This is a genomic window from Acidimicrobiales bacterium, from assembly GCA_041394265.1.
Lineage (GTDB): Bacteria > Actinomycetota > Acidimicrobiia > Acidimicrobiales > SZUA-35 > JBBQUN01.
The window spans coordinates 100850-122397 of sequence record JAWKIO010000006.1 but is presented as its reverse complement, the minus strand read 5'-3'; the positions used below and the strand labels follow the sequence as shown (position 1 = coordinate 122397).

General features: G+C 63.9%; 16 protein-coding genes and 3 rRNA genes. 15 read left to right on the top strand and 4 right to left on the bottom strand.

Features of this window, described 5'->3' with window-relative positions:
• Nucleotides 1-106: 106 nt before the first annotated feature.
• Complete coding sequence (locus R2733_24885; GenBank protein MEZ5379753.1) at nt 107-499, bottom strand: hypothetical protein; 393 nt, start codon at nt 497-499, stop codon at nt 107-109.
• Nucleotides 500-528: 29 nt separating this feature from the next.
• Between R2733_24885 and R2733_24880 the strand changes: the two genes are divergently transcribed.
• The gene (locus R2733_24880; GenBank protein ID MEZ5379752.1) at nt 529-2355 is read left to right on the top strand and encodes a M3 family oligoendopeptidase; all 1827 of its coding nucleotides are present in this window, start codon (nt 529-531) and stop codon (nt 2353-2355) included.
• Nucleotides 2356-2364: 9 nt separating this feature from the next.
• On the opposite strand, the gene udk is transcribed toward R2733_24880, so the two are convergent.
• Nucleotides 2365-3108: a uridine kinase gene (gene udk / locus R2733_24875; protein ID MEZ5379751.1), complete on the bottom strand. Its 744-nt coding sequence runs from the start codon at nt 3106-3108 to the stop codon at nt 2365-2367.
• 165 nt (nt 3109-3273) lie between these two features.
• Here udk and argC point away from each other — a divergent pair, with 165 nt between their 5' ends.
• The 9 genes from argC (at nt 3274) to R2733_24830 (ending at nt 12417) form a co-directional block, all read left to right on the top strand.
• Nucleotides 3274-4326, top strand: a complete 1053-nt coding sequence (gene argC, locus R2733_24870) for an N-acetyl-gamma-glutamyl-phosphate reductase (protein ID MEZ5379750.1) — start codon at nt 3274-3276, stop codon at nt 4324-4326.
• Nucleotides 4323-5561, top strand: a complete 1239-nt coding sequence (argJ, locus tag R2733_24865; GenBank protein ID MEZ5379749.1) for a bifunctional glutamate N-acetyltransferase/amino-acid acetyltransferase ArgJ — start codon at nt 4323-4325, stop codon at nt 5559-5561. The genes argC and argJ overlap by 4 nt, the downstream gene beginning before the upstream one ends.
• On the top strand, nt 5558-6487 hold the full coding sequence (gene argB, locus R2733_24860; protein ID MEZ5379748.1) for an acetylglutamate kinase: 930 nt from the start codon (nt 5558-5560) through the stop codon (nt 6485-6487). The genes argJ and argB overlap by 4 nt, the downstream gene beginning before the upstream one ends.
• Nucleotides 6484-7686: an acetylornithine/succinylornithine family transaminase gene (locus R2733_24855; protein MEZ5379747.1), complete on the top strand. Its 1203-nt coding sequence runs from the start codon at nt 6484-6486 to the stop codon at nt 7684-7686. The genes argB and R2733_24855 overlap by 4 nt, the downstream gene beginning before the upstream one ends.
• Nucleotides 7686-8591: an ornithine carbamoyltransferase gene (locus R2733_24850; GenBank protein ID MEZ5379746.1), complete on the top strand. Its 906-nt coding sequence runs from the start codon at nt 7686-7688 to the stop codon at nt 8589-8591. Before R2733_24855 ends, R2733_24850 begins: the two co-directional genes overlap by 1 nt.
• Nucleotides 8588-9061: an ArgR family transcriptional regulator gene (locus R2733_24845; protein ID MEZ5379745.1), complete on the top strand. Its 474-nt coding sequence runs from the start codon at nt 8588-8590 to the stop codon at nt 9059-9061. The genes R2733_24850 and R2733_24845 overlap by 4 nt, the downstream gene beginning before the upstream one ends.
• Before the next feature lie 37 nt (nt 9062-9098).
• Nucleotides 9099-10346 (top strand): argininosuccinate synthase, encoded by a 1248-nt coding sequence (locus R2733_24840; protein MEZ5379744.1) that lies wholly within the window; start codon nt 9099-9101, stop codon nt 10344-10346.
• A complete protein-coding gene (gene argH / locus R2733_24835; protein ID MEZ5379743.1) occupies nt 10343-11737 on the top strand; it encodes an argininosuccinate lyase in 1395 nt (464 codons plus the stop codon). The genes R2733_24840 and argH overlap by 4 nt, the downstream gene beginning before the upstream one ends.
• 74 nt (nt 11738-11811) lie before the next feature.
• Entirely contained in the window at nt 11812-12417 is a 606-nt protein-coding gene (locus tag R2733_24830; GenBank protein ID MEZ5379742.1) for a DNA-3-methyladenine glycosylase, read from the top strand.
• On the opposite strand, the gene R2733_24825 is transcribed toward R2733_24830, so the two are convergent.
• Nucleotides 12396-13508 (bottom strand): hypothetical protein, encoded by a 1113-nt coding sequence (locus tag R2733_24825; protein MEZ5379741.1) that lies wholly within the window; start codon nt 13506-13508, stop codon nt 12396-12398. The two genes, R2733_24830 and R2733_24825, sit on opposite strands and share 22 nt — an antisense overlap.
• A gap of 61 nt (nt 13509-13569) precedes the next feature.
• On the opposite strand from R2733_24825, the gene R2733_24820 reads away from it, so the two are divergent.
• On the top strand, nt 13570-14127 hold the full coding sequence (locus R2733_24820; protein ID MEZ5379740.1) for an NUDIX hydrolase: 558 nt from the start codon (nt 13570-13572) through the stop codon (nt 14125-14127).
• Between the two features lie 87 nt (nt 14128-14214).
• On the opposite strand, the gene R2733_24815 is transcribed toward R2733_24820, so the two are convergent.
• Nucleotides 14215-14712, bottom strand: a complete 498-nt coding sequence (locus R2733_24815) for a hypothetical protein (protein ID MEZ5379739.1) — start codon at nt 14710-14712, stop codon at nt 14215-14217.
• A gap of 67 nt (nt 14713-14779) precedes the next feature.
• Here R2733_24815 and tyrS point away from each other — a divergent pair, with 67 nt between their 5' ends.
• The 4 genes from tyrS (at nt 14780) to rrf (ending at nt 21517) form a co-directional block, all read left to right on the top strand.
• Entirely contained in the window at nt 14780-16099 is a 1320-nt protein-coding gene (gene tyrS / locus R2733_24810) for a tyrosine--tRNA ligase (protein ID MEZ5379738.1), read from the top strand.
• A gap of 420 nt (nt 16100-16519) precedes the next feature.
• Nucleotides 16520-18036 (top strand): 16S ribosomal RNA (locus tag R2733_24805).
• Between the two features lie 224 nt (nt 18037-18260).
• A 23S ribosomal RNA gene (locus R2733_24800) occupies nt 18261-21310 on the top strand.
• A gap of 90 nt (nt 21311-21400) precedes the next feature.
• Nucleotides 21401-21517 (top strand): 5S ribosomal RNA (gene rrf / locus R2733_24795).
• The 16S, 23S and 5S rRNA genes sit together here, the layout of an rRNA operon.
• The last annotated feature ends 31 nt before the right edge of the window (nt 21518-21548 follow it).

Sequence of the window (21548 nt, the reverse complement as noted above, 5' to 3'; positions counted from 1 at the left end):
CAAAACCTCCGCAACTTTGGAGAGTTGAGACCGCTCAGCGGCATCAATTCTCCAAAGTTGCGGAAGGTGGAGGGGGAGGGGGTAGATGGGAGGGGTGCGGGTCGCGTCAGCGTCGAGGAGAAGTGGCTCGGTCGCGGTGAAGCCAGAGGGCGGTACCCACTGTCAGGGAAGGGACCGCGGTCAGGATCAGCAGGAACATCACCGTCTTGAGGTTGTCGTCGAGCGACGACGACGGGGTCGGGTCGAAGACCACCGGCCCGGCGGGGACCACGTCGGTCGTGGTCGTCGAGGGCGGCGGCAGGGTGAGCACCGGGCCTGATTCCAGCTCGGCGCCATCGGGCGACTCACCGGGCGCCAGCTCCGGCAGGGTCTGGGCGACGATCGTCGAGCCCGTGGTGTCGTCTTGTGCCCCGGCCACGGTCGGCGCGCCGAAGGCACCGGTGGCGGCGAGTGCGAGGCCGAGCAGGGCCGTCGTACGTCGAGGGAGATGACTGCGCATACTGATCCATCGGCTGGCATCATCTGATGATGAGCACCGAGACCGATTCGACCGACACGCTTGACCCCGCCACTCGCGACCTCACTGCGGCCGATGTGGCCTGGAACATCGAGACCCTGCTCGACGACGACTCCGTCGACGACATCATCGCGAGGGCCGACGCCGTCGCCGACGAGATCACCGAGTACCGGGGTCGGGTGGGCGAGCTCGAACTCGCCGACTTCGTGACGTTGCAGCAGCAGCAGGCCGAGCTGGGTTCGCTGCTCAGCCGGGCCGGGCACTATGTGATGCTGGCCTTCAGTGAGAACACCGCCGACCCGGCTCGGGGCGCTGCGCTGCAGCGGGTCCAGGAACAGAGCACCGCCATCGCCACCAAGACCATGTTCGCCGATCTCGAATGGGCCGCGGTCTCCGACGAATACGCCGACGCCATGCTCGCCAACGATGAGCTGGCGTTCGCCCGGCACCACCTCGAAACCCTTCGGGCCAACCGCGAGCACCTGCTCTCCGAGGCCGAGGAGACGATCCTGGCCGAGAAGTCGGTGACCGGCCAGAGCGCGTGGGTTCGGCTCTTCGACGAGCTGACCTCGGCCATCGAGGTCCGGCTTCCCGATCAGGAGCAGCCGGTCGGCCTCGAGCAGGGCTTGTCGATGCTGTCGAGCCCCGACCGTTCCGTCCGCTCGACCGCTGCCGCCGCGGTCTCGATGGCGCTCGAACCGGGGCTGCGCACTCGGGCCTACGTCTACAACACCCTTCTCGCTGATCGCTCGATCGACGATCGGCTCCGCTCGTTCGACACCTGGATCTCCGCTCGCAACCTCGGCAACGAGGCGTCCGACGAATCGGTCCAGGCGCTGATCGATGCCGTGGTCGGGCGATACGACATCCCGCAGCGGTGGTACCGGCTGAAGGCCGACATCCTCGGGCTCGACCACCTCGCCGACTATGACCGTGGTGCGTCGGTCGCCACCTCCGAGAAGCAGATCGGCTGGTCAGAGGCAACCTCGATCGTTCGCGACGCCTACGCGTCCTTCTCGCCCGAACTGGCCGGCATCGTCGGCAAGTTCATCGACGAGCAGTGGATCGACGCTCCGATCCGGCCGGGCAAGCGACCGGGCGCCTTCTGCGCCTACACGGTGCCCGAGCACCACCCCTACGTGCTGCTCAACTGGGCGGGCAAGAGCCGAGACGTCGCCACGCTCGCCCACGAGCTCGGCCATGGGCTGCACGCCTATTTGTCACGTGAACAGGGCATCTTCCATCACATGACCCCACTCACCCTGGCCGAGACCGCCTCGGTGTTCGGCGAAACTGTCACCAGCAATCGACTGCTCGGCATGCTCGACGACCCGGGGGAGCGGTTCGCCTTCCTCGCCTCGACCCTCGAGGACTCGATCGCCACCGTGTTCCGTCAGGTGGCGATGAATCGCTTCGAGAACGCCTGCCACACCGACCGGCGCGAATACGGCGAGCTGTCGGTCGAACGATTTGGCGACCACTGGTATGCCACCCAGACCGCCATGATGGGCGAGGCGGTCGAGCTGACCGACGGCTACCGGAACTGGTGGTCCTACATCCCGCACTTCATCGGCACCCCGGGCTACGTGTACGCCTACGCCTACGGCCAGCTGCTCGCCCTGTCGGTGTACGCTCGCTACCAGGAGCGGGGCGATGCGTTCGTGCCGGCGTATCTCGAGCTGCTCAAAGCCGGTGGGTCGCGGTCACCCGAAGACCTCGGCGCCATCGTCGATTGCGACCTCACCGACCCCGGCTTCTGGGATGCCGGCCTCGGGATCGTCGCCGGTCAGCTGACCGCAGCCGAGGAGGCGGCCCGAGCCGCCGGTCGTCTGGCCTGATCGGCGCGCTCAGGCGCTCGGTTCGCTCCCGACCGGGTTCGTCGAGCTGGCGTTGCCGAGGGCTGCACTGTTCGGAACCGGATCGGCGGTGAGATCGATCGTGGTTCCATCGCGGGCGGGTGAGGCCGGAAGACGCTCCTGTCGGTGGCGCTCGATCTCGAGCAGCACCTCGGCACAGATCTCGTCGAGTTCCATCGCGCCGTGCTCGTAGACCACGTGGGCTCGCTCCATGCTCGGGAGCACGAAATGGTCGTGCATCGGGGCGACGGTCGCGGCGAACTGGGCAGCCACCGAGTCGGGGGTTCGCCCTCGCTCGGTGATGTCGCGCTCGAGCCGGCGGGAATAGCGGATGTGCTCGGGGCACGCTCGGTAGACCCGTAGCGCCAGGCGCTCGGCGATCTCGGCGAACGCGAAGAGCAGGATCCCCTCGACGAGGATCACCGGGGTCGGGGCCATGTGCTGCGACTGGCCGAGGACCCGGGTGTGGGTCGAGAAGTCGTAGACCGGAAGCTCGACCGGCGAACCGGCAGCCAGCTGGTCGAGGTGCTCGACGAACAGTTCGACATCGAGGGTGTCCGGATGATCGAAATTGAGCGCCGCCCGTTCCTCGACCGACAGATGCTGCTGGTCGCGGTAGTAGGTGTCGAACGACAGGATCGAGGCGGTGTCGTGGCCCAGGGCAGCGCGGACCCGTTCGGCCAGGGTCGACTTCCCCGACCCACTCCCTCCACAGATCCCGACCAGCAAGCTCATCGGGCGTTCACTCTATTGCTTTCACCGGCTCCGCCGGTGCGCCTCCGGCGATCCGAGTTGCTCGCTCGGAGCGTGCCTCCTCCGTCGGCCACGCCCGACACCCGCCGGTGAGTGAGGCCGAGAAAACTCATTGCATGAATACTCATGACAACGTATGATCACGCAGTGAGTCACGCTACCCCGACCTATGCCGTGGGCATCATCGGTGCTTCCGGCTATACCGGCGCCGAAACCCTGCGGCTCCTCGCCCAACACCCTCAGCTCGAACTCAAGGTCGCCACCGGCGACTCGATGGCCGGTTCCCGAATCGCCGATCTCTACCCGAGCCTGGCGGCGGCCTACGGCAACCGTACCTTCGATACCTTCTCCGAAGAGGGACTCGATGGGCTCGATCTCGTCTTCTGCGGGCTTCCCCACGGGGTGAGCATGGGTGTGGTGCCCGGCGTGCGAGGACGGGTCGGTCACATCGTCGACCTCGGCTCCGACTTCCGGCTCCACGACCCGGCGCTCTACCCCGAGTGGTACGGCGCCGAGCACACGGCACCCGCCCTGCTCGACGACTTCGTCTACGGACTTCCCGAGCTCTTCCGTGAACAACTCCGTGGGGCTGAGCTGATCGCCGCCACTGGCTGCAACGCGGCCACGGCCGTCTTTGCCCTGGCCCCCATGCTCGAAGCCGGTCTGGTCGAGGGGCAGGGGCTGATCGTCGACCTCGTCACCGGCGTGAGCGGCGCCGGTCGCCCACCGAAGCCGAACACCACGTTCTGTACGGTCGACGAAGACGTCACTCCGTACGGCCTGCTCACGCACCGGCACACGCCGGAGATCGAGCAGGCACTCCGCGACCGCACGGGAGTCGACAACACCGTGCTGTTCACGCCGCACCTTGCGCCGATGAACCGTGGCATCATCGCCACCTGCTACGGCCGACCCACACAGCCGACCACGACCGATGAGGCGCTGGCGGCGCTTCGTGAGTTCTACGCCGACGAGCCGTTCATGGTCGTCGACGAGCGCCCGCCGTCCACCAAGTCGACCCTCGGCTCCAACACCGTGCACCTCACCGCACGGGTCGATCAGCGCACCGGGCTGGTGATGACCATCGCCGCCCTCGACAACCTGATGAAGGGCGCCTCGGGCATGGCCGTCCAGAACGCCAACCTGGCCCTCGGGCTCGAAGAAACCGCCGGCTTGCCGATCGTAGGGGTGTACCCATGAACGTCTCACCACTTGCCCCCGCCGAGTTCCCGGTGCTCCCGAGCATCGCCGGCGTCCGCCTGAGTCCGCTCGAGCTGCGGCTCCGGTATCACGGTCGGCCCGATGTGCTGCTCGCCTCCTTCGACGAAGGCACCACCGTCGCCGGTGCCTTCACCACTTCCAAGTGCCCGTCGGCGCCCGTCGACTGGTGCAAGTCGATCCTCGGCAACGGCGTCGCCCGCGCCCTCGTGGTCAATGCCGGGAATGCGAATGCCTTCACCGGCCGGCACGGCGATGCGTCCACCCGGGCCACGGCCGCCGCCGTTTCGTCCGCCCTCGGGATCGCCGAGTCCGAAGTGTTCCTGGCCTCCACCGGCGTCATCGGTGAGCCGCTCGATGTCGGCCCGATCGTTGCCGCCGTGCCCGAACTGGTGGGTGGGCTTTCGGCAGCCGATGCCGAGAATCTCAAGTCGGCCGCCCACGCGATCCGCACCACCGACACGTTCCCGAAGGCCGAAGGTGCCCGGGCAACGCTGCCGTCGGGAGCGGTCGTGAACGTGGCGGGCATCGCCAAAGGGTCGGGCATGATCGAACCGGCGATGGCCACGATGCTGTCGTTCGTCTTCACCGACGCCGCCATTACCGCCGAAGCACTGCAATCGATGCTGTCACCGTCCGTCACGACCAGCTACAACGCCATCACGGTCGATTCCGACACCTCCACCAGTGACACCGTGCTGGTTTTTGCCACCGGTGCCGCCGGCAACGACCTCATCACCGGGCCCGACTCGCCGGGCTACGACGAGCTGGCCGAAGCCCTCCATCGCGTCAACCTCGGCTTGGCGCACCTCATCGTCCGAGACGGCGAAGGGGCATCGAAGTTCGTCACCGTCAACGTCACCGGCGCCGAGTCCGACGCCGCAGCTCAGCGGATCGCCCGCGCCATTGCCAACTCGCCGCTGGTGAAGACGGCACTCGCTGCATCTGATGCCAACTGGGGTCGACTCGTCATGGCCGTCGGCAAGTCGGGCGAGGCCGCGAACCGCGACGCTCTCGCCATCTGGATCGGCGACGAGCACGTGGCCGTAGCAGGGGAGAAGCTCGAGTCCTACTCAGAGGAGCGAGCCACCGAGCACCTTCAAGGCGACGAGGTCACGCTCACGGTCGACGTCGGGGTCGGCAGCGGAGCGGGAACCATCTGGACCTGCGACCTGACCCACGGCTACATCGACATCAACGCGGGGTACCGATCATGACCGACAGCGTCGATCCCGCAGCCGCCGAACGCGGCTACTCACCGGAGCTGCGCACCCAGGCGCTCATCGAGGCACTGCCTTACATCCAGCAGTTCCGGGGCGCCGTCGTCGTCGTCAAGTTCGGTGGCAACGCGATGGTCGATCCCGATCTGTCGCGCACCTTTGCCGAAGACATCGTGCTGCTGCGTTCGGTCGGTCTCCAGCCCGTCGTCGTCCACGGTGGCGGACCCCAGATCGGTGAGTTGCTGGGCCGTCTCGGCAAGGAAACCGAGTTCCGCAACGGCCTGCGCGTGACCGACGCCGAAACCCTCGACGTCGCCCGCATGGTGCTCGTCGGCAAGGTCGGCCGCGACATCGTCGGCGAAATCAACATCCACGGCGCGTATGCCGTTGGCATGTCCGGCGAAGACGGCGGGCTCATCAAGGCCGTCGCCCGCGACCCCGAGCTCGGGTTCGTCGGTGACATCGTGTCGGTGAACCCGGGCATCCTCGAGCGGCTGCTGGCCGAAGACCTCATCCCGGTTATCTCGACCATCGGGTCCGACGACCGGGGCCAGGCCTACAACATCAACGCCGACACCGTCGCCGGCGCCATCGCCGGCGCGCTGAGTGCCGAGAAGGTCATCTACCTGACCGACGTGCCGGGTCTGCTGCTCGACGTCGACGATCCCAGCTCGATCGTCACCCAGGCCACCGTCGCCGAACTCGTGCAGCTGATCGACGACGGCGTGATCTCCGGCGGCATGGTCCCCAAGGTCGACGCCTGCATCGACGCCGTCCGCATGGGCGCCCGCAGCGCCCACATGCTCGACGGCCGCCGCCCCCATGTGATGCTCCTCGAGCTCTTCACTGATGCCGGCATCGGCACCAAGATCACCCTCGACCCACCATCGCCCGCTCCCGCCACGAAAGGCCCCACCTCATGAGCCACGTCGAAGCCGTCGGCAATCCCGAAGGACTGTCGTTCTGCCCGATCATGCCCACCTACGGACCGCCGCCGGTCCAGTTCATCCGCGGCCAGGGCGTGGAACTGTTCGACCGCAACGACAAGCGCTACCTCGATTTCTTGTCAGGCTTGGCCGTCACCAGTCTCGGTCACGCCCACCCCGTGGTGGCCGAGGCGCTCGCCTCGCAGGCCCAGCGGCTCCTGCACGTGTCGAACCTCTTCGCCACCGAACACAACGCAGCGGTTGCGATGCAGCTCGACCGGCTCATCAGCGGTGTCGACGAGCAGACCGGCCAGGTCTTCTTCTGCAACTCCGGCGCCGAGGCCAACGAGGCCGCCATCAAGATCGCGCGCAAGTTCGGAGGACACGGCCGCCATGTGGTGGTCTCCGCGTTCCAGAGCTTCCACGGTCGCACGCTCGCCACCCTGCATGCAACCGGCCAACCGGCGAAGTGGGAGACCTTCCAGCCGCTGCCCGAGGGCTTCCGCCACGCCGTGTGGAACGACCTCGACGACCTCGAACGTCAGCTCGACGACACGGTCGCTGCCGTGCTCCTCGAGCCCGTCCAGGGTGAGGGCGGCGTGAACCCGGCAACCCAGGAGTACTTCCAGGGTGTCCGCCAACTCTGCACCGATCGTGGCATCCTCATGATGGTCGACGAGGTCCAGACCGGACTCGCCCGAACGGGCAAGTGGTTCGGCTTCCAACACTTTGGCGTCCTGCCCGACGTGGTGTCGATGGCCAAGGCGCTCGGCAACGGTGTGCCGATCGGGGCCACCTGGGCCCATCGCAGCGTGTCGTCGGTGATGCAGGGCGGTGATCACGCCACGACCTACGGCGGCCAACCGCTCGCCACCGCAGCCGCCCGCGCCGTGCTCGACACCATGATCGCCATCGACGCTCCCCGGCTCGCCACCGAGGCCGGTGCCGAACTCACGGCCAAGCTGCTCGAACTGCCGAACGTGAGCGAGGTCCGGGGTCTCGGTCTGCTGATCGCCGCCGAACTCACCGGCGTCAACGCCCAGACCGTGGCCGCCAAGTGCCTCGACGCCGGGCTGGTCGTGAACGGCATCTCGCCGACCGCGCTACGCCTCGCCCCGCCGCTCATCATCACCAGCGAGAACATCGCCGAAGCCGTTGCCATCCTGAGCTCGGTCATCGACGAGGTGGCGGACTGATGCGTCACTTCCTCGAGGTCGACGACCTCTCTCGCGACGAGTTCGCCGCCATCTGCGCGCTCGGGCAACTGCCGGCGGCCGAGGTCGAGCCCACCTACCGAGGTCGCGGTGTGGCGTGCGTATTCGAGAAGCCGTCCGCCCGCACCCGCAACTCGACCGAGATGGCCGTCGTACAGCTCGGTGGTCACCCGATCTACATCACCGACGCCGAGGTCGGGATCGACAAGCGGGAGTCGGCCGAAGACGTCGCTCGCACGCTGTCGCAGTACCACTCGGTGATCTGTGCTCGGGTGTTCGATCACGGAGTACTCGAGCGGATGGCGGCGCTCGACGTCGCCCCGATCGTCAACCTCCTCAGCGATCAGGCCCATCCGCTGCAGGCGATTGCCGATGTGCTCACGATCCAAGCCGAGCTCGGAACGGTCGAGGGCAAGGTCGTCACGTACGTGGGCGACGCCAACAACGTCGCTCGCTCGCTGGCGCTGGCCGTCGGGTTTGCCGGCGGCACCACCCGCATCGCCGCCCCTCCCGGCCACCAGTTCGCTGCCGTCGACGTCGATCGTCTGGCGGCGGCGGGCGTGCCGGTCGAATACTTCGATCGGCCAGCCGACGCCGTTCCTGGGTCCGATGTCGTCTACACCGACACGTGGGTGTCGATGGGGCAGGAGGCCGAACGAGATGAGCGGTTGCGTCATTTCGAGGGCTTCATGGTCGACGATGCACTCATGAGCGCCTCCCCCGACGCCATCTTCATGCACTGCCTCCCTGCCCACCGGGGCGAGGAGGTGGCGTCGAGCGTGATGGAGGGACCGCAGAGCCGCATCTGGCCTCAGGCCGCCAACCGACTCAACTCGATCCGTGGCGTCCTCGCCTGGCTCGAACGCGAAGGCTCGCTCAGGCCATGAGCGTCGGAAAGGCCCAGCGCCAGCACGTCGTCACACAATTGCTGGCCGACCACGCGGTTGCCAGTCAGAGCCAACTGGTCGATCTCCTCGCCAACGAAGACATCACCGCCACGCAGGCCACCGTTTCTCGTGATCTCGAAGACCTCGGCGCCATCAAGGTGCGAGTCCCCGGCGGGGCGACCGTCTATGCGATCCCCGAACTCCCGACCGAACAACTCGCCCCGAGCGACCACCTGCGTCGAGTCCTCGGGGAGTGGTTGGTCAACGTGGAGCGATCGGGTGACCTGGTCGTTCTCCGCACCCCGCCCGGATCGGCCCACGTGGTCGGCAACGCCCTCGACCGGTCGGGACTGCCTCGCATGATCGGTACCGTCGCCGGCGACGACACCATCCTCGCCATCGCCTCCGAAGGCGACGGCGAAGCCCTCGCCAACGTGTTGCGAGACCTCGCCGGTCTCAACCACCACTGAATCTTCCCGCAAACCCTCAGAGCCAAGGAGCGCCCCCGTGGCCGTTCAAGACAACACCAAGTCCGACAAGGTGGAGAAGGTCGTTCTGGCCTATTCCGGTGGCCTCGACACCTCCGTCATCCTCCAGTGGTTGAAGGACACCTACGACTGTGAGGTCGTCACCTACACGGCCGACCTCGGCCAGGGTGAGGAGCTCGAACCCGCTCGACAGAAGGCGCTCCAGATGGGCGTGCCCGAGGAGTCGATCTTCATCGACGACGTGAAGGAAGAGTTCGTCCGCGACTTCGTGTTCCCGATGTTCCGGGCCAACACCATCTACGAGGGCGAGTATCTGCTCGGGACCTCGATCGCTCGACCACTGATCGCCAAGCGCCTGGTCGAGGTCGCTCGCCAGACCGGCGCCGACACCATCTCCCACGGCGCCACCGGCAAGGGCAACGACCAGGTGCGCTTCGAGCTCAACGCCTACGCGCTCGAGCCCGGGATCAAGGTCATCGCCCCCTGGCGCGAGTGGGATCTGCTCAGCCGCGAGAAGCTCATGGCCTACGCCGCCGATCGCAACATCCCGATCGAAATGGCCCGGGGCAAGAAGTCCCCGTTCTCGATGGATGCCAACCTCCTGCACATCTCCTATGAGGGCGGGCCGCTCGAAGATCCCTGGACCGAGCCGCCGAGCGAGATGTGGCGCTGGTCGGTCAGCCCCGAGATGGCTCCCAACGACGCCACCTATGTCGACCTCACCTACGAAAAGGGCGACATCGTCGCCATCGATGGGGTGTCGATGACACCGGCGCAGGTGCTCACCAAGCTCAACGAGCTCGGCGGTGCCAACGGCATCGGTCGGCTCGACATCGTCGAGAACCGGTTCGTCGGGATCAAGAGCCGTGGCGCCTACGAGACCCCGGGCGGCACGATCATGCTGCGGGCCCACCGGGCGATCGAGTCGATCACCCTGGATCGTGAGGTATGCCATCTCAAGGACGACCTCATGCCTCGCTACGCCAAGATGATCTACAACGGCTACTGGTTCGCCCCCGAGCGAGTGATGTTGCAGCAGGCGATCGACCACAGCCAGTTGCACGTCAACGGCGAGGTGCGGGTCAAGCTCTACAAGGGCAACGTCGACGTCGTCGGCCGGCGTTCGGCCGAGTCACTGTTCGACGAGAAGATCGCCACGTTCGAAGACGACGGCGGCGCCTACAACCAGGCCGACGCCGAAGGCTTCATCAAGCTCAACGCGCTGCGGCTGCGCACCCTGGCCTCCAAGCGCGGCGCTCAGGCATGACCGACGACGCAGCGACGGGCAAGACCCTGTGGCATGGCCGGTTCGCCGGCGGGCCGTCCGAGGCGTTGCAGCAGCTGAACGACTCGCTGCCGTTCGACCAGCGGATGTACGCCCAGGACATCGAGGGCTCGCGTGCCCACGTCACCATGCTCGCCGCCGTCGGATTGGTGTCCGCCGAGGAGCGTGACGCGATCCTGGCGGCGCTCGACGCGGTCGAGGGCGAGATCGAGTCCGGTGCGTTCCGGTTCCTGCCCTCCGACGAAGACATCCACACCGCCGTCGAGCGGCGGGTCACCGAGCTGGCACCAGCGGGGGCGAAGCTCCACACCGGGCGAAGCCGCAACGACCAGGTCGCCACCGACCTGCGGTTGTGGACCAAGCGCGAGCTCGGCGATCTCGCCGCACTCGTGCTGCAGGTGCAGTCGACGCTGCTGACACAGGCCGAGGCGAACATCGACGCCTATCTTCCCGCCTACACCCACCTCCAGCAGGCGATGCCGGTCATGCTCGCGCACCATCTCCTGGCCCATTGCTGGGCGATGTCGCGAGACGTCGACCGGTTGCTCGATGCCCGTCGCCGCACCGATGTGTCGCCACTCGGCGCCGGCGCACTGGCCGGTTCGTCGCTTCCGCTCGATCCCGACCAGACCGCGGCGGCGCTCGGATTCGGCGCCCGGTTCGAGAACTCGCTCGATGCGGTGGGCGATCGCGACTTCGTGCTCGACTCGCTCTACGCGCTCGCCGTACTCGGCGTGCATCTTTCACGCATCGGCGAAGAGGTCATCCTCTGGGCAACCCAGGAGTTCGGATTCGTCACCCTCGATGACGGCTTTTCGACCGGTTCGTCGATGATGCCGCAGAAGAAGAACCCCGACATCGCAGAACTGGCGAGGGGCAAGGCGGGACGACTGGTCGGCCACCTCACCGGTCTGCTCACCACCCTCAAGGGTCTACCGCTGACCTACAACAAGGATCTGCAGGAGGACAAAGAGCCCCTGTTCGACGCGTGCGACACGATTCGCCTCACGCTCCTGGCGCTCGACGGGATGCTCGCCACGCTCACGTTCAACACCGACACCATGGCGGCCCAGGCCAACTCGCCGTACGCTGCGGCCACCGACCTCGCCGACTTCCTGGTTCGCCGAGGCACCCCGTTCCGAGCCGCCCACGCGATCGTTGGCGAACTCGTGCGATCGGCGTTGGCGGGTGAGGGGTCGCTGCCGGATCTCGTGGCCGATCACCCCGAGCTCGGCGCCGAGGCGGCGGCCATCTTCGCTCCCGGTGCCTCGGCACGGGGCCGGAACACACCCGGCGGCGGGGGTCCAGATGCGGTCGCCGTGCAGCTGGAGCGGTTCCGGGAGCGTTTGGCGGCCGATCGGGCCCGAGTCTGAGTCGGTCCGCAGAGTTGACGCCCAACGAGTCGGGCGACTCGAGGCGGCAGGCGAGTCGCTCGGCTGCACCTTCGGTGGGGATCGACCTCGAGCACCCGGCGATCGAGGTGGCACCGATGTTGCTCGGGCTCGTGTTGCGGTGTGGCGAGCGGGCAGGACGGATCGTCGAAGTCGAGGCATACGGCGGTGCCGATGACCCCGCCAGCCATGCAGCCCGAGGCCGCACGCCCCGAAACGCCACGATGTTCGGACCGCCGGGCGGTCTCTACGTCTACCTGAGCTACGGGATCCACTGCTGCGCCAACGTGGTGTGCGGACCCGAGGGCCAGGCGTCAGCGGTCCTGATTCGGGCGCTCGAGCCGATCGAGGGCCTGGCCGAGATGGCTGTTGCTCGACCTCGGGCGAAGCGGACGGTCGACTACTGCAACGGGCCGGGGAAGCTCACCGAAGCGTTGGGCATCGGGCTCGCACACGACGGTGTCGACGTGCTCGACCCTGACAGTGCGGTCCGGCTCGATCACGCGACTGGCTCCATCCCGGTCAGGATCGTGTCGGGGCCTCGGGTCGGGATCTCGAAGGCGGTGGACTGGCCATGGCGATTCGCGATCGCCGGCGATCGCCACGTGAGCACCCCTCGGCGAGGTCTGCTCCCGATCGCTCAGTCCGTCGACGCCACCTGATCGGTCGATTCGGGAACCCGATCGAGCAGCCAACCAAACGAAGGTTCCAGCACCTGGTAGAGGAACTGGAACTCGTCGCCGGTCACGAGTCGGGTGAACGTGGCGCCCCCTTTCAGCTTGCGCAGCCGGAACGGGGTCTCGTCTCGCAGGCCGTCGCCTGCGAAGTACAGGGTGCGGTCGGTACGGACCAGAGCGGCGAACCGAGTGGGGAGTCCCATGCGGGCGAGCATCTTGGCGCCGTCGGCGTTGACCGGCAGCTCGAACACGGCGTCGAGTTCGGTCCCGGGATCGGGCTGGACGACCTCGACCCAGCCGTCGAAGCGGGCGTTGCCGCCCGGACTGCCGGGAGGTCCGCCGATGATCCGGATCTCGAACCCATCGAGCTGTTCCTCGGTCAGCACCACGAGATTGCGTCCCTGGTTCCGACCACCGGCAGGGCCCGACACGGCAACGAGCCCGCGCCCGGTGTACGGCCAGGGGTAGGCACCAAGGTTTCGAATGCCGGGCGACACGAGGGTCAGGTCATCGAACATCCGGATGCGCCAGCCAGTGGAGGACACACCGAACACGTCTTCGAGGATGGCACCTGCTCGTCCGGGCGTCGGTTCGACGACCATGGAGAACTCGCCGTATGCCGGCGTGCCGGCGGCGACCCACCGTTGGATGTCCTCGGCCTGGCTGGGCCAGATCACCTCGCCGACCGGCCGGCCTCCGAATTCGTCTGGCTCGTTGTTCTCGTCGAGGTACACCCCGGTGACATCGGCGAGCACGATCAGGTCGGGCTGCTGCTCGGGCCATTCGCCGTGGGGTTCCCACGTGCCGGGGGTGAGGCCCACATAGTCATCGAGCGCATACGGCACCCGGTGATACTCGAAGATCTGGGCCAGTGCACCGTGTTGGCCGTAGGTCTCGTTCGGCACGTTCTGGTCGTAGACGAGGATGTCGACCTCGCGGTGGGGCGTCAGCCGCCACCAGGCCGAGGTGAGCATGGTCATCACCACGATCGAGGCGAGTGAGACGCCGATGGTCTGGGTCAGGTACATCACCAGGCGCGCCACCAGGGGCGGAGGTCCGGAGGGTGCAGCTGACATCGGCTCCCATCGGCACGTCTGGGTCGATCGGTAGCCCGGCCACCCGGAGTAGTCTCGCGCCGTGGCAACGTCGCGTACCGACCTCGAGCTGGCCAAGACCTTCGTACGAGAGGCGGTCGACGTCGACCCTGCCGCTCGTCGGTCGATCCTCGACTTCTGCTCCGAGCATCCGGACGCGCTGCACCGCAGTTGCCTGGCGGGGCATCTCACCGGGTCGGCCTTGGTCGTCGACCCGAGCCGAGGCGCCTCGTTGCTCATTCATCACGCCAAGCTCGATCGCTGGCTGCAGCCCGGCGGACATGCCGATGGCGATGGCGATCTCGGCAGGGTGGCGCTGCGCGAGGCGACCGAGGAGACCGGTCTCGACGGACTGTCGCTCGTGCTGCCGGCGATCGATCTCGACATCCACGAGATTCCCGAACGTGGTGACGAGCCGGCCCACCTCCATCTCGACGTGCGGTTCCTGGTGCTGGCCCCGGCTGGCGCCGAGGCCGATCACAACCACGAAGCCCTCGATGCCCGATGGGTGACCGCCGCCGAAGCGTCGTCCTACATGGACGACGGCGAACTCAAACGCCTCTTCCGCAAAGGCCTAGCAATGGCATCCCACTTGGCATAGCGAAGGTGGGATGTTGCGAGCGCAGCGAGCAACTCCAAGAAACCCCAAAGGCCCGCCAGGGCCGACGGGTTTCAGCCGACAAGGGTTTCAGCCGACATCCGTTGGGGTCTCGCACGAGAACATCAGGTTGGTGTCGGCCAGCCGGGTGATGCGCTTCTCGATGCGTTCGCCGCCGACGGCCGAGAAGTAGGCAACGGCGGTGGCGTCCTCGGCGAACCGATCGGCGTAGTCCTGCCGCTCACTCACATAGGTGCGCCAGTCAGCGAGCCATTCGCCAGCGAGCCCGGCGTCTCGATCCGTGGTGGCGGGCACGGCCTCGAGGTCATCGATCATGGCGATGAGCACGGCATTGCGGTCGGTGATCTGGACGGCTCGCTCGACGTTGTCCTCGGCCACCTCGGCATTGGGGAGTGCATCGAAGGTGGTCATCGCCTCGCTGCACACCGACTCGAGCGAGGCGGCGAACGCCGGGTCGTCGAAGGTGTCGGGAGCGACCCGAGCTGCCTTCCCCGACAGGGCGTAGCCCCACAGCCCGAACGATGCGACGACCGTGACCGACATGGCGACTTTGGTGAACGAGTGCACGACCTCAGTCAACCAGTCGAGCCGGGAAATGGGAGATCGCGCCCGGGCGCCTCTCTACAGTGAAGGCATGCCGACGAACACCGTCCCCAGCGACCGTACGACCGATCCCGACCTTCTCACCGATCTGGTGGCCCGTGGACTGATCCAGGACAGCACCGATCGGGCCGAACTCGCCGAGCGGCTGTCCGAGGGACCGATCACCGTCTACGTCGGCTTCGACCCAACGGCCGACAGCCTGCACGCCGGCAACCTGGTGGGCCTGTTGATGCTGCGGCGGTTCCAAGATGCCGGGCACCGAGTGATCTCGCTGGCCGGCGGCGCCACCGGCATGGTGGGTGATCCGTCGGGCAAGTCCGACGAGCGGAACCTTCTCGACGACGATGCGCTGGCGAACAATCTCGCCGGCATCGTCCCGCAGTTGCGGCAGTTCCTCGATTTCGACTCCACCGACAACCCGGCCAAGTTGCTCGACAACCGGGCGTGGACGGTGGGCGTCTCGTTCCTCACCTTCCTGCGCGACGTCGGCAAACACGTCACCGTGAACCAGATGATGGCGAAGGAGTCAGTCCGGAATCGGCTCGACTCCGAAAACGGACTCTCGTTCACCGAGTTCAGCTACATGCTCCTCCAGGCGCACGACTTTGCCTGGTTGAGCGAGAACGAGGGTTGCGAGATGCAGATGGGAGGTTCGGACCAGTGGGGGAACATCACCCTCGGCACCGATCTGATCCGCCGCCGCTACGGGCGCCGAGCGTTCGCACTCACCTGGCCGTTGCTGACCAAGCCCGACGGCACCAAGTACGGCAAGACCGCCGGTGGCGACACCATGTGGCTGAGTGCCGAGCGGATGAGCCCGTACCGCTTCTACCAGGCGTGGATCCAGGTCGACGACGACGAGGTCGCCAAGCTGCTGGCGCAACTCACGCTGCTCCCGCTCGATGAAATCGACGAGATCGCGGGTGAGCACCAGTCCGCTCCGCACCGGCGGATTGGTCAGTTGCGTCTGGCGTGGGAGGTCACGGCCTTGGTGCACGGCGAAGAAGCAGCCCGGGCAGCCGTCTCGGCGTCGGAAGTGATGTTCGGCGGGGGAGCGGTGGCCGACCTCGACCGTGGGGTGTTGCACACACTGGCCCACGAACTGCCGACTACGACCCTCGATCGATCGTTCCTCGCGGACCGTCCCGGCGCAGTCGCCTTCCTGCGCGAGACCGGCGTCACATCCTCGAACGGAGAAGCCACCCGGCTCCTGGATCAGAACGGGATTTCTCTCAACGATGCCAAGATTTCTGGCACCGCCGTGGTGAGTGTCGACGACCTCCTCCACGACGAGTTTCTCCTGGTCAGAAGAGGGAAGAAGCAGGTGTTCCTGGTCCGCGTGGTCGGTTGAAATCACATCGATGTCACGAAATTTGGAAAATTGCCGACGCGGGGGTTGTGGGGAAGTGCGAACCGCTCTATCTTTATCAGTCGGCCAGCGAGCACGGGGCACGCAACACCAGCCCTGAAGCAACGCAGCCAGAGCCCGCTCAGCGCCTCCATGAGAGACGCAACCGCACCTCCAAAGGTGTTGAGGTTCCAAGAATCCCAGCTTTTGTGTGCCGTCAGCGGACCAGTTCCTTGAAAACGGAAGAGACGAAGTACGCAGCGTGTGCGGAGCTTCACGATGACCGCCTCCGAGGTTTCGGCCGAGGAGAACATCTTGAAGCCCCGTCATAAGAACAAAAAAAGCCACGCTGGATGCGAGTTGGTACTTGCATTCGGCAACCGGATCACGTTCGGAGCCTTTCCCAGGTTCCGGACAGATTCTCTGATGGAGAGTTTGATCCTGGCTCAGGACGAACGCTGGCGGCGTGCTTAACACATGCAAGTCGAACGCTCTCGACCTTCGGGTCACATGAGAGAGTGGCGAACGGGTGAGTAACACGTGAGGAACCTACCCCAAAGTCGGGAATAACTCAGGGAAACCTGAGCTAATACCGGATGCCCTCTACGGACCGAATGATCTGTAGCGGAAAGATTTATCGCTTTGGGACGGCCTCGCGGCCTATCAGCTTGTTGGTGAGGTAACGGCTCACCAAGGCATCGACGGGTAGCTGGTTTGAGAGAACGATCAGCCACACTGGGACTGAGACACGGCCCAGACTCCTACGGGAGGCAGCAGTGGGGAATCTTGCACAATGGGCGAAAGCCTGATGCAGCGACGCCGCGTGGGGGATGAAGGCCCTAGGGTCGTAAACCCCTTTCAGTAGGGACGAAAATGACGGTACCTACAGAAGAAGCCCCGGCCAACTACGTGCCAGCAGCCGCGGTAAGACGTAGGGGGCGAGCGTTGTCCGGATTTATTGGGCGTAAAGGGCTCGTAGGTGGTTGCGTAAGTCGGATGTGAAAACTCCAGGCTCAACTTGGAGACGCCATCCGATACTGCGCTGACTTGAGTCCGGTAGAGGAGTGTGGAATTTCTAGTGTAGCGGTGAAATGCGCAGATATTAGAAGGAACACCTATTGCGAAGGCAGCACTCTGGGCCGGCACTGACACTGAGGAGCGAAAGCGTGGGTAGCAAACAGGATTAGATACCCTGGTAGTCCACGCCGTAAACGGTGGGCACTAGGTGTGGGGACTTTCAACGGTTTCCGTGCCGAAGCTAACGCATTAAGTGCCCCGCCTGGGGAGTACGGCCGCAAGGCTAAAACTCAAAGGAATTGACGGGGGCCCGCACAAGCAGCGGAGCATGTTGCTTAATTCGAGGCAACGCGAAGAACCTTACCTAGGTTTGACATGTAGAGAAAAGCTATAGAGATATGGTGTCCTTCGGGGCTCTACACAGGTGGTGCATGGCTGTCGTCAGCTCGTGTCGTGAGATGTTGGGTTAAGTCCCGCAACGAGCGCAACCCTCGTCTTATGTTGCTAACAGGTAATGCTGAGGACTCGTAAGAGACTGCCGGGGTCAACTCGGAGGAAGGTGGGGATGACGTCAAGTCATCATGCCCCTTATGCCTAGGGCTGCAAACATGCTACAATGGCCGGTACAACGGGCTGCAACACCGCGAGGTGAAGCGAATCCCTTAAAGCCGGTCTCAGTTCGGATTGGAGTCTGCAACTCGACTCCATGAAGCTGGAGTTGCTAGTAATCCCGGATCAGCAACGCCGGGGTGAATACGTTCCCGGGCCTTGTACACACCGCCCGTCACACCACGAAAGTTGCCAACACCCGAAGCACATGGCCTTACCCGCAAGGGAGGGAGTGTTCGAAGGTGGGGGTGGCGATTGGGGTGAAGTCGTAACAAGGTAGCCGTACCGGAAGGTGCGGCTGGATCACCTCCTTTCTAAGGAGCTCAGCAAGCCGATGGTTGCCAAACGAGCAACCCGGGGTGCTGGGCATCTCAGTTGACACACGCTACGTCGAGCCCCTCACGGGGCTCTTCATCGTTCTTCGTCTCTTCCGCTTTGAGGGAGCTGGTGTAGCTCACTCCATGTTTCTTGAGAATTGCATAGCGAGCACGAGCATCTTTGAACTGATTTATCAGTTCGCTGATTTTGAATGTAATACCCACAAGCTATTAAGAGCCAACGGTGGATGCCTTGGCGACTACGACCGATGAAAGACGTGATTGGCTGCGATAAGCCTCGGGGACCTGCCGAATAAGGGTTGATCCGAGGATGTCTGAATGGGGAAACCCAGCAATCGTTATGGATTGTTACTCCGCTGTGAACACATAGCAGCGGTAGAGGGAACTGCGGGAACTGAAACATCTAAGTACCGCAAGGAACGGAAAGTAAAAACGACTCCCTGAGTAGCGGCGAGCGAAATGGGAAGAGCCTAAACCACACCAGTGTCAAGCCTGACGGCGTTGCTGGTGTGGGGTTGTGGGATCTTGATGACAGTACGTCAGAGCTGTCGAGGAGTTACAAAGTGTCTCCGTAGTGGAACGGTCTGGAAAGTCCGGTCACAGAGGGTAATAGCCCCGTACACGAAACGTAGACACCTCCTTCCAAGACACCCGAGTAGCACCGAGCCCGTGAAACTTGGTGTGAATCTGCGAGGACCATCTCGTAAGGCTAAGTATCCGTAGTCGACCGATAGTGAACGAGTACCGTGAGGGAAAGGTGAAAAGTACCCCGGGAGGGGAGTGAAATAGTACCTGAAACCGTTGGTTTACAAACAGTTGGAGCCTTTCGGGGCGACAGCGTGCCTTTTGAAGAATGAGCCAACGAGTTGTGGTATGTGGCAAGGTTAACCCGTGAGGGGAAGCCGGAGCGAAAGCGAGTCTGAATAGGGCGTCATAGTCGCATGCTGCAGACCCGAAGCCGAGTGATCTAGCCATGGGCAGTGGGAAGCGGGGGTAAGACCCCGTGGACGCGCGAACCCACCTAGGCTGAAAACTGGGGGGATGACCTGTGGTTAGGGGTGAAAGGCCAAGCAAACTCGGATATAGCTGGTTCTCCGCGAAATGCATTTAGGTGCAGCGTTGCGTGTTCAGCCATGGAGGTAGAGCTACTGGATGGGCAAGGGGACCCACAAGTTTACTGACCCCAACCAAACTCCGAATACCATGGCTCCAGAGCGCAGCAGTGAGACCTCGGGGGATGAGCTTCGATGGTCGAGAGGGAAACAGCCCAGACCGCCAGCTAAGGCCCCTAATTCTGGACTAAGTGGTAAACGATGTGAGATTGCTCAGACAGCCAGGAGGTTGGCTTAGAAGCAGCCACCCTTTAAAGAGTGCGTAATAGCTCACTGGTCGAGTGATCTTGCGCGGACAATGTAACGGGGCTCAAGTCCAGAGCCGAAGCTGCGGATGCACACTTTTGTGTGCGTGGTAGCGGAGCGTCGATCTTGCGATGAAGCGGCGGGATAACCCAGCCGTGGAGCGTGGTCGAGTGCGAATGTTGGCATGAGTAGCGAAAGAGGAGTGAGAATCTCCTCCGCCGAATATCCAAGGGTTCCTGGGGAAGGTTCGTCCGCCCAGGGTTAGTCGGGAGCTAAGGCGAGGCCGAGAGGCGTAGTCGATGCACAACTGGTTGATATTCCAGTACCGATGTAAGCACGTCCGAGCCAAATTGTTGTTGCTAAGTGGCTGTCTCCTTCGGGAGGCGAAACGACCCACGATGACGCGGCTAGCAATGGGGTGACGCAGAAGGATAGGTGAACCGGGGCGTTGGTTGTCCCTGGGTAAGCGTGTAGGGCGAGGGCCAGGTAAATCCGGACCTCATGAAGCCTGAGACGCGATGCCGGCCACACAGTGGTCAGTCATTGATTCCAGACTGCCAAGAAAAGCCTCTAGCGAGTTCTTACATCGCCCGTACCCGAAACCGACACAGGTGGATAGGTCGAGTAGACCAAGGCGAGTGGGTGAACTGTGGTTAAGGAACTCGGCAAAATACCTCTGTAACTTCGGGATAAAGAGGACCTCTTTAGAGTGATGGAACTTGCTTCCGGAGCTCGACGAGGTGGCACAAACCAGAGGGAAGCGACTGTTTACTAAAAACACAGGAGCGTGCGAAGCCGTAAGGCGCTGTATACGCTCTGACGCCTGCCCGGTGCTGGAAGGTTACGAGGAGAGGTTAGTCGCAAGACGAAGCTTTGAATTTAAGCCCCAGTAAACGGCGGCGGTAACTATAACCGTCCTAAGGTAGCGAAATTCCTTGTCGGGTAAGTTCCGACCTGCACGAATGGCGTAACGACTTCCCTACTGTCTCAACCACAGACCCAGCGAAATTGAAGTACGAGTAAAGATGCTCGTTAGCTGCAGAAGGACGGAAAGACCCCGTGGACCTTTACTACAGTTTGATATTGGCGTTTGATCTAGATTGTGTAGGATAGGTGGGAGGCTAGGAAGTCGGTGCGCCAGCATCGGTGGAGCCATCGTTGAAATACCACCCTGTTTATATTGAACGTCTAACCCGGGCCCATGATCTGGGTCGGGAACAGTGTCAGATGGGTAGTTTGACTGGGGCGGTCGCCTCCTAAATTGTAACGGAGGCGCCCAAAGGTTCCCTCAGACTGGTCGGCCATCAGTCGTTGAGTGCAATGGCACAAGGGAGCTTGACTGCGAGACCGACAGGTCGAGCAGGTGCGAAAGCAGGGCATAGTGATCCGACGGCGCCGTATGGAAGGGCCGTCGCAAACGGATAAAAGGTACCCCGGGGATAACAGGCTTATCTTCCCCAAGAGTCCATATCGACGGGAAGGTTTGGCACCTCGATGTCGGCTCATCGCATCCTGGGGCTGAAGCAGGTCCCAAGGGTTGGGCTGTTCGCCCATTAAAGCGGTACGCGAGCTGGGTTTAGAACGTCGTGAGACAGTTCGGTCCCTATCCTCTGCAGCCGAAGGAGATTTGAGGAAGTCTGTCCCTAGTACGAGAGGACCGGGATGGACGCAGCTCTCGTGTGCCAGTTGTTCCGCCAGGAGCATGGCTGGTTAGCGACCTGCGGAAGGGATAACCGCTGAAGGCATCTAAGTGGGAAACCCGTTCCAAGATGAGATCTCCCACCGGGTTAACCGGGTAAGGCCCCTAGTAGGTGACTAGGTTGATAGGCCAGGCGTGTAAGTGTGGTAACACATTCAGCTGACTGGTACTAATAGGCCGAGGGCTTATGGTTATTACAGCTCGTGCTCGCTGTGGAATTCTTGAGAAACAAGTTCGTAACTTGTGTCCGATCGGTCATCGATCTGGAACCAGTGCAACAGATTTCGGTGGCGATAGCGGAGGGGTCACACCCGTTCCCATTCCGAACACGGAAGTTAAGCCCTCCTGCGCCGATGGTACTTGGATGGAGACGTCCTGGGAGAGTAGGTCGCCGCCGGATTTCTTACGAAAGCCCCATGCTTCGGCATGGG